This is a genomic window from Rhodococcus sp. EPR-147, from assembly GCF_001647185.1.
Lineage (GTDB): Bacteria > Actinomycetota > Actinomycetes > Mycobacteriales > Mycobacteriaceae > Rhodococcoides.
Window position 1 is genome coordinate 1 of the sequence record NZ_LVCU01000315.1, and the last position, 12043, is coordinate 12043.

9 protein-coding genes and 1 pseudogene are annotated in these 12043 nt (G+C 64.5%); 6 read left to right on the top strand and 4 right to left on the bottom strand.

Translation table 11 applies throughout. The annotated features are described in order from the left end of the window. The coding region (locus A2J02_RS14830) for an NAD(P)/FAD-dependent oxidoreductase (protein ID WP_068050861.1) at window positions 1-834 on the bottom strand (834 nt) is incomplete at its 3' end. A 269-nt stretch (window positions 835-1103) separates the two neighbouring features. On the opposite strand from A2J02_RS14830, the gene A2J02_RS14835 reads away from it, so the two are divergent. Both A2J02_RS14835 and A2J02_RS14840 read left to right on the top strand, forming a co-directional pair. After that, the gene (locus tag A2J02_RS14835) at window positions 1104-1373 is read left to right on the top strand and encodes a hypothetical protein (protein WP_068050863.1); all 270 of its coding nucleotides are present in this window, start codon (window positions 1104-1106) and stop codon (window positions 1371-1373) included. A gap of 177 nt (window positions 1374-1550) precedes the next feature. Continuing rightward, window positions 1551-1958 carry a VOC family protein gene (locus A2J02_RS14840; RefSeq protein ID WP_068050865.1) on the top strand — a complete coding sequence of 136 codons (408 nt, stop codon included), beginning with the start codon at window positions 1551-1553 and terminating at the stop codon, window positions 1956-1958. Between the two features lie 14 nt (window positions 1959-1972). On the opposite strand, the gene A2J02_RS14845 is transcribed toward A2J02_RS14840, so the two are convergent. After that, window positions 1973-2947 carry a sigma-70 family RNA polymerase sigma factor gene (locus A2J02_RS14845; RefSeq protein ID WP_068050867.1) on the bottom strand — a complete coding sequence of 325 codons (975 nt, stop codon included), beginning with the start codon at window positions 2945-2947 and terminating at the stop codon, window positions 1973-1975. Between the two features lie 91 nt (window positions 2948-3038). Between A2J02_RS14845 and A2J02_RS14850 the strand changes: the two genes are divergently transcribed. From A2J02_RS14850 to A2J02_RS14865, 4 genes and pseudogenes are all read left to right on the top strand, one after another. Continuing rightward, the gene (locus A2J02_RS14850) at window positions 3039-4019 is read left to right on the top strand and encodes a GTP pyrophosphokinase (protein ID WP_068050869.1); all 981 of its coding nucleotides are present in this window, start codon (window positions 3039-3041) and stop codon (window positions 4017-4019) included. A gap of 50 nt (window positions 4020-4069) precedes the next feature. After that, the gene (locus A2J02_RS14855; protein ID WP_068050870.1) at window positions 4070-5554 is read left to right on the top strand and encodes a DUF2079 domain-containing protein; all 1485 of its coding nucleotides are present in this window, start codon (window positions 4070-4072) and stop codon (window positions 5552-5554) included. Between the two features lie 107 nt (window positions 5555-5661). Next, a pseudogene (locus A2J02_RS14860) lies at window positions 5662-6804 on the top strand (sulfite reductase subunit alpha); the annotation flags it as partial. Window positions 6805-6881: 77 nt separating this feature from the next. Next, entirely contained in the window at window positions 6882-7697 is an 816-nt protein-coding gene (locus A2J02_RS14865) for a TY-Chap domain-containing protein (protein WP_068050873.1), read from the top strand. 18 nt (window positions 7698-7715) lie between these two features. Here A2J02_RS14865 and recD read toward each other — a convergent pair whose 3' ends face one another. Beyond that, complete coding sequence (recD, locus tag A2J02_RS14870; protein ID WP_068050883.1) at window positions 7716-9578, bottom strand: exodeoxyribonuclease V subunit alpha; 1863 nt, start codon at window positions 9576-9578, stop codon at window positions 7716-7718. After that, the coding region (locus A2J02_RS14875) for a 3'-5' exonuclease (protein WP_068050890.1) at window positions 9575-12043 on the bottom strand (2469 nt) is incomplete at its 5' end. The genes A2J02_RS14875 and recD, both read right to left, overlap by 4 nt.

Consider the following 12043-nt stretch of genomic DNA (forward strand, 5'->3'; position numbering starts at 1 on the left):
GTCGGGGTAGTTCGCCACATCACCTGCGGCGTAGACGTGTTCGTCCTCGGTCCGGAGGAACTCGTCGACGATCACTCCGTCGTCGACTGCCAGCCCTGCAGATTCGGCCAGCTCTGTTTCGGGTCGCACACCGAGTCCGAACACGACTCCGTCCGCCTCCACGGTCGAACCGTCGTCGAGTTGAAGTTGCACGCGCGCCGACGCCTCGGCCCCTGACACGATCTTCGTTCCCCGGCGCACAGTGACGCCGTGGCCGGCGAAACCCTTGTCGAAGCCGGCAGCCAGGGTCGGCGGAAACATGTGTCCTCCGAGTACGGCATCCGAGGTGACCAGTGTGACCTTCACATCCTGAAGAGACAACGCAGCTGCAATTTCGGTGCCGATGTATCCGCCCCCGACCACAGCGATGTGATCGGCGGTCTTCGTGAGCTCCCGCAGCGCTCGATAGTCGGCGAAAGTGCGGAAGTACACCACGCGGGGGCTGGGAGGCAGTTCGATCCGGGTCGGCGTTGCACCCGTTGCCAGGAGGAGTTTGCCGTACTCGTGGCGTTCTCCGGATTCGGTGGTGACCGACGAGTTCGAGCGGTCCACCGAGGCGACTCGAGTTCCGGTGTGCACCTCCGCACCGGTGTCGGAGGCCGTGTCCAGCGAGACCTGATCGCGGCCGAAATCCGGATCGGTCCACAGCTTCTTCGACAGCGCCGGGCGGGTGTACGGCGCGTCGGGGTCTGCGCCGAGTATGCCGATGGAGCCTGACGCGTCCTGCTCGCGGATTCCGCGAGCAGCGCTGTCCGCAACCATTCCCCCGCCGATGATCAGGTAGTCGTAACGCATCGTTCACTCCTCGAAAGTTGCCGTCGTTCGCTTCCGTAGGTACCCGAACAACACGAGAAGAATCCTTCGAGCCTTCACCCCTCGAGAACCCGCAGGTCGGGGAACCGACCGGACTGTATGCAGCATCACACCCCGAAGAGGTTGGCCCAGGCCCGCCCAGTGGGCATCTTGGTCTGGGCGACGAAACATCGTTTTTACACGGGTCGAGCTGTAACGGTTCCGGCCGACCGAACGACTCACACCTCAGGACGCGAACAAAAGGAGACGATGTGACTGTTCAGATCGATTCGCTCGCAATTGGCACCGACAGTGCCGACATCGCGACAGCTGACGTCGACCAGCTCTTCGACGAAGTTCTAATGCTCGACGGCACCATCCTCGACGCCATCGAGCGTCGTACCCGCCTGGCGCGCACGCTTGCTGCGGCGACGTCCGGCGCCACCGAGTCGGACCAGGCAGCCGACCCCTACGCAGACCTCGGCAACGACGGCCACGTCTTCACGCGCATGCTGTCACGCCTCGCGCAGATCACGCGATAACTACACGCCCCCTTCAGCTTCGCAGTCCGCGACCCCGTCGAGCACCCGCTCGGCGGGGTCGCGTCGTGTCGGCACATCCACAACCCGATGACTTTTCGGATCGACCGCTGTCAGTACGAGCAAGACCGTTGTTCGACGGTCCGAAGCAGCAAGTTCTTCCGGAAAAGGTGTGTATCCATGTCCCGTTTGTTGTTCGCCAACATGCCCGTCCGCGACGTCGTCGCCACCCGCGCATTCTTCGAGGGTCTCGGATTCGAGTTCAACGATGTGTTCAGCGACGAGAACTGTGCCTCGATGGTCGTCAGCGACCAGGCAACCGTGATGTTCCTGTCCACCTCTCGATTCGAGGACTTCATCTCGGACTCGATCTGCGACACGGGCTCGGCCCGGGAGGTGCTGATGTGCGTCTCTGCCGACAGTCGCGAGGAGGTCGATTCGCTCACCGACGCGGCGATCGCCGCGGGTGGATCGAAGTGGATGGAACCCCAGGATCACGGGTTCATGTACGGCCGGGCGTTCCGAGATCTCGACAATCACGTGTGGGAAGTGATGTGGATGGATCCGTCGGCCGTGCCGCAGGGCTGACCTATCTTGTCGCCCTAGAGGCGGTCGGGCAAGCCGAATCGATCGAACAGAGTCAGATCGAAGAAGCAGGCCACGTGCCCGACCCCTCTGGCATCGACATCGAGAACATGCAGCTGAAAGGCCCGGTGCACACCGTCCTCTGCCAGCATGTACAGCCCGTACGCAGGTTGACCGTTGGCCGAGGTGGCCACCATCCGCATATCGCCCGCTCCGTTTGCGGGACAGTTGTTCCGGATGAGAGATCCGATCGTCTCGCCACCCTGATACCACCCGACGAACGGCGGCATTTCCCACACTGCGTCCGAGGTGAACAGCGTGACCAACCGGTCGATGTCGTAGCTCTCGAAACACTCCACGTACTGGGTGAGAAGTTTCTGTAATTCCGCGGATTCGATGGGCTCGACGTCGTCCAGCTCGGGCGCGATCTCGTCGAGACGCTCCCGTGCTCGCTGCAGGAGACTGTTGACTGCTGTAGTCGTCGTGGCGAGAGCTTCGGCAACCTCCGACGCTTTCCACTGCAACACTTCGCGCATCAGCAGCACCGCGCGTTGCCGAGACGACAGATGTTGCAGCGAGGCGACGAAGGCGAGCCGTACGGATTCTTTCGCCACCACGATCGAGGCGGGATCGCTCGCATCCGCAAGTTCGCAATCGGCGATCGGCTCGAGCCACGGAATCTCGTTGTTCTGCACCAGTTCGTCGGTGGGACCTGAACTCGGTGCGCCCAGACCCGTCGGCAAAGGACGCTTCGCCCGGCCGTCGAGAGCGGTGAGGCAGGTATTGGTTGCGATTCGGTACAGCCATGTGCGCAGGGACGATCGGCCCTCGTACTTGGCGTACCCCCGCCACGCGCGAATGTACGTCTCCTGCAACAGGTCCTCGGCGTCGTGGATCGACCCGGTCATGCGATAGCAGTGTGCGAGCAACTCACGGCGAAAGGGATCGAACTGCTCGACGAAGTCGTCCTTCTGTTCCGAGGCCACGGTCATGCGGTAGAGCGTAAACCGGACACCGTCGAACCACAGCTCGAATGCGCGCCGCCGAAAGGATCGGCGACACTTCTGCGTTAACCTCGGCATCGTGACATCGGCAACGAGTATCGACGACTTGGTCGAAGAGCTGTACCTGCAGCGTCGTCGAGCGTGGGAAGCCGCTCTCGTCACCGCGCAGAATTTCCTCGAGACCATCGCCGACGAGATTCTCGAGGACGTCGATCGAGACCGATTGAACGCGCAGATGGCACGCATCAAGGACCCGGGCAGATCGGCCGACAAACTGCGCCGGTATCTCTCCGAGGGCCGCATCACCGAACCGACCGACGCCGATGCCGTCGCCGAGGCGTTGCCCGATCTCGTCGGCGTCAAGGTGCTGTGCAAGACCCCGCGCGATCAGCTGACGTTCGTCGCTGCGCTCGAGCGTGCGTGCAACGACCAGGAATGCTCCGTGCGGTTCGCGCAACCACCCACCGACTACGTCGCCTTTCCCAAGCCGAGCGGCTATCGCGCGTATCACGCCGTTCTGGTCGTTCGAGTTGCCACTCACCAGGGCGATCTCGATGTGAAGGTGGAAGTCCAGGTCAAGACGCGCCTGCAGGACGCCTGGGGCGAGCTGACACACGAGGACATGTACAAGCCCGGTGAGGCACTCAAGCCGACCAAGAAGCACACCGACTACGCCGCGCACATGGCCCACCTGCTCGATCAGGTGGATGCGATGGCCGACGATCTGGCCGCGCAGCTCGACTCGTTGACGGCCGCGTCCAAGGACGGCGGCGTGCTCGCGGCCGACCCGATTCCGAAGGATCCGGACTTCATCAGTGCCAGGGTCACCCGCACCGGCCCACGTTATGCACTAGCCGTGGGACCGGACGGCCGTAGAGGCCTCGTTCCCGCCCGATCGGTGAAAGCAGTCATCGGCTCGACCGACAGAATTGCCGTCAACGATTACCTCGAAGTGGGCGACTTCATCGATGTGGTGGTCGAAGACTCCGAGGATGCGCTCTACTATCACCTCACCTCGCAGCCGCCCCGACGCAAGCCTGCGAAAAAACGCAAGCGCTGACCGGCGGTTCTCAGGAACGTCTCACGTCGGTCCGGTAGACATGCCTTCTCGTGACCACTACCGAGAACTCCACGGTCGTCACCGATGCCGACAGTGTCGACACAGCGACCGACAGAACAGCGACCGACGAAACAGCGACCACAGACCGGCGCGCGAAACTCCGTTCCGCCGAGACAATGGTGCCGGCCGTCTCGTTCGCCGTGCTGGCGACCCTGTACGCGGTGATGTCCGTCCTCGGCCATCGCCAGCTCCGCACCTCCGGATTCGACCTGGGCATATTCGTCCAGCAGATCGCGTCGTACTCGCAGTTCCGGGCGCCGACATCCGACCTGCTCGGCACCGGCTACAACACGCTGGGTGACCACTTCTCCCCCATTACCGCGTTGCTGGGGCCTGTCTATCGGGTGTTCCCGCACGCGGAGACGTTGCTGATCGCGCAAGCGGTCTTGTTCGCACTCGCCGTGATTCCGATCAGCCGACTGGCGGTACAGAAGTTCGGCACGATCGTCGGCATCGTGATCGCCGCGGCGTTCGGACTGTCCTGGGGCGTCCAGGCTGCGCTGAACTTCGACTTTCACGAGGTGGCCTTCGCGATGCCGCTGCTGGCCATGTCGATGGTCGCACTGGTTCGGCAGCGCTGGCTGCCGGCCTTGGCCTGGGCACTGCCGCTGGTCTTCGTGAAAGAGGACATGGGTCTGACAGTGATCGTCGTCGGGGCGTTGGTGGCGCTGTGGACAACCGGACGAACCCGCATCCTCGGTGCGCTGACGGCCGTCTGGGGACTGACCTGGATGGTGCTCGCGGTCAAGGTGATCGTTCCGGCCCTGAGCAACGACAACTCGTACGACCAAGGCTCGAAACTGCCTCCGCTGGGCGAGGGCATCGCCGATACAGCGCACGGTCTGGTTGTCGGCGATTCGCGGGCGGCCACGGCGTTTCTGCTGCTTGCGGTCACCGGCTTCTTCGCTCTGCGCTCTCCGCTACTGCTGATCGCGGTCCCGACGGTGGCATGGCGTTTTCTCAGTGACAACACGAACTTCTGGAAGCCGATCTATCACTACAACGCGATCCTCATGGTCATCGTGTTCGTCGCCTTGCTCGACGCGTTCGCGCGCAGCCACCGGCACGGTCAGCTCAGCGAACGCGGCCGGCACTACATCGTTGCGTTCGTAGCCGCGTTCACGGTCGTCGCATTGCCGTTCCTGCCCATGTCACGCGTGGTGCACGCCCAGGAATGGACGATCGATCCGCAAGCCGAGACCGTCCGAGAAATCTCCGAGTGGATTCCTGCCGATGATCGAGTTGCGGCGTCGAACAATCTGGTGGCCCAACTCGTCGCCGACCACGACGTGTCGGTCTTTCCGCAGCGCACGACCGATTCGACCGTCCCGGATTGGATCGTCGTGAACCGCGAACGGCCGGCGGGTTGGCCGACGGACGAGACCGGTGATCGTCAGGCGATCAGCCGGGCGCTGGCGAGCGGATACGACGTCGTCTTCTCCGTCGACGGAGTAGACGTCCTGCACCGCGAGTGACTGCGCACGATTAGTCTTCGAACAGTCGACCTTTCGCTCGACGCATCGTGACGACAAATGCAAGGCAGGTACAGGACATCGACGCTCGAATCGGCGATCTCGGCGCCACCAAGACCGCATCGAAGCGCTCACCGTGGAATCGGAAGAATCCTTACCGCGCGCAGGTTCTGAGCAACAGTCGCCTGTCCGGTCCGACATCCGCAAAAGAAGTTCGACACTTCGAGATAGCGCTGGGCGAGAGCGGCATCGTCTACGAGGCCGGCGACGGGTTCGGCGTCAAACCCGTCAACGACGCAGCATTGGTCTCCGCCGTCGTCGACCGCCTCGGAGTGCAGGCAGACACGGCCGTCCACACGAAATCCGGCGAGATCACCCTCGCACAGGCGCTGACGACGGAGTACGAAATCGGCATCCCGTCCATGGATCTGATCGAGGCCGTCGCCGAACGGGCCGGTGACGCCGAGCTCGATCACGTTCTGCAGAACGGTGACCGCGCATCGTTCGACGCCTGGACCTGGGGTCGCGATGTCGTGGACGTTCTCGATCTCGATCGGTCGGGGACGTTCGATCCGGCCGAGTTCCTCGGTTTGCTGCGTCCTCTGCAGCACCGGGTCTACTCGATTTCCTCGTCGCCGATCGCGCACGAGGGCACCGTTCATCTGACCGTGTCCACGGTCCGATACCGGTCGGCCGAGCGTGATCGAGGCGGCGTCTGCTCGACGTATCTGGCCGATCGCATCGGGGACGGACATCAGGCGGGAGTGTTCCTGTCCGCCAACAAGTCGTTCCGCCTCCCGTCCGACGACACCCCGATCATCATGATCGGGCCGGGAACCGGAGTGGCACCGTTCCGCGCGTTTCTGCACGAACGTCGCGCCCGCGGCGCTGCAGGCGAGAACTGGCTGTTCTTCGGCGATCAGCATCGATCGAGCGACTTCCTCTACGAGGACGAACTCGCCGATTTCGAGCGCAGCGGTCTGCTGACGCGACTCGATCTGGCCTTCTCTCGCGACCAGCACGAGAAGATCTACGTACAGCACCGCATGTGTGAGGCGGGAAAGCAGCTGTACGGGTGGCTCGAAGCGGGCGCGCACCTCTATGTGTGCGGCGATGCGACGCGCATGGCCAAGGGCGTCGACGAGGCATTGCACGAGATCGTCGCCGAACACGGCGGCCGCTCCCCCGATGCCGCCGAGGACTATGTCAACGAGCTCAAGCAATCGAAGCGCTACCTGCGCGACGTGTACTGACGCGGTTTCTTGTCGGACCCCCTCGTTACGGTCTCGAGTACAGGCATCAGTTCTCGTCCGAGAAGAGGGTTCGCACCGTGACCGCACTGCAGAACGGCCATTTCGACTCCACCACCGCGCTCGCGTGGGCCACGTTCACCGAAAACCTGCATGCGCGTCTTCGGACCTTGCCGCGGCGCGATTACATCACGGTGTCCGCCGCTCAGGCGAGCCCCGGCGAGCGTGGGTTGCGCCCGTACATCGACGTGGCGGCGACGGACAGCGGCGTGCTGGTGTCGGTGGCAGCGCTGCCGTCCCTGCTGTACCCGGATGCCCCGGACGCAAAGGCAATGGATGTGCAGCTCCTCGATTGCGGTTGGCTGGATCGAGGCAAGCCGGTCGCAGACGGGTCGATCATCGATCTCACGCGAACCGACACCCGAGCCGATGCTGCGCTCGTCGCGGAGATGATCACGCGCGCGTTCCGCGAGATCTGGAACGTCCCACATCCGTCGTTCCTGAGCGTATGGAGCGTGGCGGCCGACGGAGCATCGTCGGGGCCGGTCGACCTGCAACGCGGGTCCGTCGGTCGCACGACCGGCGCAGCGACCGAGAGTCCCTCGGAGACATCCGACGACGTTCCTGCCGAGCTGAGGTCACTTCAGGCGCTGTGCCAGTTGATCGGTCGGCGCGTCGACGCGCACACCGTTCGATCGGTGTGCGCCGACGGCGATATCGACGCGTTGACAGCGCGGGCACTGTCGCTGCATCGATCGGCCGCTGTTCGCGCTCGCCCCGACGACACGAGTGGGAAGAACTCGGTCGCGGTGTGGAAGAACCTTGCCCGCACCTGGCTCCTGGTCGCACACAGCATGGACGCGGTGACGAGGGCAGACCGACACGCGTGCCGGTGACGACGAGGATCCGACGAACTACAGGATCTTTCGGCGCAGGCCGCTCGCTCGCAGCACCTGACGTTCGACGCCCGCTCGGATGGCCTCTTCGGTACCGATCACCCGTACGTGCGATCGCGCGCGGGTGATGGCGGTGTACAACAGCTCTCGGGTCAACAGTGTCGACGCCTCGGCGGGCAACAGAACCGAGACCGTGCCGTACTGACTGCCTTGGCTGCGGTGGATCGTCATTGCGTACACGGTGTGTACCGAGGAGAGCACATTCGGGTGGATCAACACGTGACCACGACCTCGGGCGAACGCTGCCATCGGAGTTCCGTTGTCTCCCAACACCACAACGCCGGTGTCCCCGTTGTAGATCCTTGCCTCGTGGTCGTTGGCCGTCACCAACAACGGCTGACCGGGGTACCAAAGCGAGGGATCGAGAAACGTACCGCTTCCTTCTCCTACCCACTCCATCGCCTGCCGGTCCCACCGCGAGACCCCCCATCGACCCTCGCGGTGAGCGCACAGGAGGCGATGTTTCTCGAGCCCGAGCAGTGCTGCGGTGGCATCCCCTCGTACGGCGGCGTCGGTGACCTCGGCGGCGGTGTCGATCACGTCGGAGCGCAGCGCGTCGACGTCGTCGGGGCCATGAAACGAAATCTCCTCCGCGCCGGACTCGAGCAGCGCCATGACATCGTCGCCCCGGCCGTCTCGCACGGCCACGGCCAAGCGAGCGATGGCTCCGCCGAACCGTCGGCCACGACTGAGCCGAACGACGCCGCCGCGCAGTCGGTCTCGCTCGAACGCGCTCAGAGCGGCTTCCGCGGGATCCTCGGCGGCAGCGAAGTCCGCGTCGACGAGCTGCGCCAGAACCGGGTTCTCGATTCCGGTCACCGGCCTGGCAACCAGATCTGCTAGCACCGCACCTGCGTCGACCGACGTCAGCTGATCCGGGTCGCCGACGAGAATCAACCGGGACTCCGGACGCACGGCTTCGAGCAGCCGACACATCATCGTCAGAGACACCATCGAGGTTTCGTCGACGACGATGACGTCGTACGGCAGCCGGTTCTCGGCGTCGTGCCGAAACCTCGTCTTGCTGCCGGGCTTCCATCCCAGAAGTCGGTGCAGCGTCATCGCTTTCAGATCTGCCGGAAGCCCGAGGAGACCGGCTTGTTCGGACACGGACTCCTGCAACCGGGCTGCGGCCTTGCCGGTGGGTGCGGCCAATCCGATGCGCAGATCGCTTCCGTGCTCGCGAACGAGAAGCGCCAGAATTCTCGCTACGGTGTGGGTCTTTCCGGTTCCAGGGCCGCCGGCGATGACCGTCGTCCATTGCGTCGCCGCCAGAGCTGCCGCTATTCGCTGTCGATCGGGAGCGGCCGTCGGCGCGCCCGATTCGTCCACGAACAGCGTGGCCAGCGCGTCGCCGATCTCGACGGCATCGGCGGCGGGATGGGATCGCGAACGCGCGTCGAGCAGATCTCGAACGGTGCTCTCCTGCAGATGATATCGGTCCAGGTACAGCAGCTCACCCTGATCGGTGTCGACCAGTTTCAGCGGCCGCAACGGTCCATTCGGGCTCCCGACCACCAGTGGACTCACCCTCAGTGCTCGCAGCACGTCGTCGAGCTCCGGCCACGGGAGTGCGCTCGGATCGACGTCCGAGTCCTCGTCGACGGTGACGTCCCGCAGTCGTCGCAGATCCAGGCACACCGAGCCCGATCGCACCGAGCGCACGGTCAGAGCAGTGGCGAGCAGTACGTTCTCCGACGACTCACCGGCCAGGGCACCGAGGCGCAGCGCCACGTGCACGTCGGATGCCGACAGCACACCCACGTCGTTGAAGGTGCGCAGGATTCCACTGCCGCGCAGCGCAATCGAGACGCCGGTCATCGGGTCACCTTCCCAGCGAGCAGGTCGGACAGCTCGATCACCAGCGCGGCTGGTGGATCCCAATCGAACACCCCACACCCGGCGGGGGTCTGCGGTCCGACCATGCCCCGCACGAACAGGTATCGGATTCCGCCGAGGTGCAGTTGCGGGTCGTAGTTCGATTGACGCCAGCGCAGATATCGATGCAGCGCAACGGCATACAGAATTGCCTGCAGCGGATAGTGCGAGCGGATCATTTCCTCGGCCATCTTCTCGCGCGTGAAGTTGCCGGTGGTCAGATCGCCTCTGGCGATTCGATTCGTCTTGTAGTCCACCACGACGTACCGCGGTCCTGCCACGCGCAGAACCGAGTCGATACTTCCGGTGAGAAAGCCGCGAAGTGGTGTCGACTCGAGACCGTCGAGCAGATCCGCGTAGGACGCGAGCACGTCCGCCGGATCGAGGTGATGACGCAACAGGCGCGCGACGGACTTCAACGTGACCGTGTTCGCCACCGGATCGTCTCCACCGGCCAAGGGCAGCTCGAAGTCGAGTTCGGCCAGATGGTCGGACGGCGCTACGTCGGCGAGCGTCCCGAATCCCAACGGTGTCTGCATCACCGGCAGAAGGGCTTGGGCCAACGCCACCGGATCGACCTCCGCCATTCGCGACGCCACCGCCGCAGCGCAGCGACGTTCGAGTTCCGCGAGCAGATCGGGTGCGGACGTGTCGACGTGTTCGAGTGCCTCGTGGACGAGCGTTCCGAACGCCGCGCCGGCAGGCATGCCGTTCATCGGTGACGCGATTCCGTCCAGCTGTTCGTCGATGTGCTCGCTTCCCGGGTATTCGCTGCCCACGGCCGTGTCGGCGGGCTCGTCCGTCTTCTCGGGATGCTCGGTCTCGCTGGTCACTCCTACCTCGGGCTGGGCGGGCGCGGCGTCGTGAGCGTGAGCTGTCAACGCGGAGTACGACGTCCGACGCCACAGGAGGTCGAGGGTTCGATCGAATCGTGCGGCAGCGACGTCGAGGTGCGGTTGCTCGGGACGAATCCAATGTGCGGTGGACGGCTCACCGGGTCCCACCGGTTCGACCGAGATGAGGCCTGCTGCCGACCCGACCCAGGATTGGAGCCGGTTCGCCGTCGTCGCGTCGTCGAGAACCTTGTACGACGGCTCCGGCAGAGCAATTCCGGGGATGCGTCCGAACAGCATGCGGTGCAGCGAGGACGTCGCGGTGTTTCGGCCCGGGGCCCACCACAGCACGATCCGACTCTCGGCGCGGGTGAGGCCGACGTAGAGCAGTCGCAGTTCCTCGCCTGCTTCCTCCTGGTCGTTGAGGATCTTCCTGGCCGCGTAGCCCGTTCCGGACGGTCCGCCGACGTCTCGGATCCGCTTGCCGTTCTCGTGCAGCAACAGCGTCGACGGCTTGCTGAAGTACAACGTGTCCCACGCGTAGGGCAGGTAGACGACCGGAAATTCGAGCCCTTTGCTGCCGTGTGTCGTCATGATCTGCACTGCGGCGGAATCACTGTCGAGTCGACGACTGCGGTCGGTCGACCCGCCCGCTGCCGGTTCCTTGATTCGGTCGGTCAGCCAGCGAGTGAGGGCGGTGATTCCGTAGGACTCGGATACCGCGGCGCGATTGAGCAATTGGGCGATGTGCCGCAGGTCGGTCATCGTGCGTTCACCGGCTTCGACCGCGAGCAACCGGGCGTCGAGTCCGGACTGCGCCGACACCCGCTCGAAGACTGCCGCGAACCCGGCCTCGTCGAACAGCACCGAATACTCACGCAGCCGGCTGCTGACCTGGGACAGCGCATCCTCGGCCCCGGCGTCGAGCTGCGCAGCGGTCCACCCGAGCAGAGGAGTCAACGCGGCCAAACGTACGCGATCGGTGCGATGCGGTTGCTCGATCGCCTGCAGCAACCACAGCCAATGTCGGGCACTCTCGGTACCGAACACACTGGTGCTGCTCGACACGACGGACGGCACCCCTACCGCGTCGAGTGCGTCCCGAATCAACGCCACCTGCTTGGTCGTTCGGGTCAACACCGCAATGTCACGCGGTTCGATCACCCGGCGGCCGTCGGGTCGCTCGAGCTCGGCATGTCCGGACAACAGCTCGACGATGTCCGCCGCAACGTCTGCCGCAACCCTGGATCGGAGCCGGTCGACTGCCGGAAAGCCTTGCCGCAGTGGACCAGCGCCGGTTCGCGGTAGGTAACGCAGCCGCAGGGGAGGATGTCCGACCATGCGCGAGAGAGGGTTTCGCGCTTCGACTGGGTGCACCACGATGTCGTCGTGGCCGAGGGCTGCGCCGCCGTACAGATGGTGCAGGGCGTCGAGCAACCCCGAATCACTACGCCAGTTGGCGGTGAGCTCGTAGAGGTGGTCCGCGGTCTGCACGGCGTCGAGGTAACTCAGTACCTCGGCTCCGCGAAACGCGTAGATGGCCTGCTTCGGATCGCCGACGAGGATGAGCGTCGT

What these genes read in the sequence shown, in the direction of transcription:
- A2J02_RS14840 (WP_068050865.1), top strand. Translation starts at nt 1,551, where the DNA reads ATGTCCCGTTTGTTGTTCGCCAACATGCCCGTCCGCGACGTCGTCGCC.
- recD (WP_068050883.1), bottom strand. Translation starts at nt 9,578, where the DNA reads ATGACCGGCGTCTCGATTGCGCTGCGCGGCAGTGGAATCCTGCGCACC.
- A2J02_RS14845 (WP_068050867.1), bottom strand. Translation starts at nt 2,947, where the DNA reads ATGACCGTGGCCTCGGAACAGAAGGACGACTTCGTCGAGCAGTTCGAT.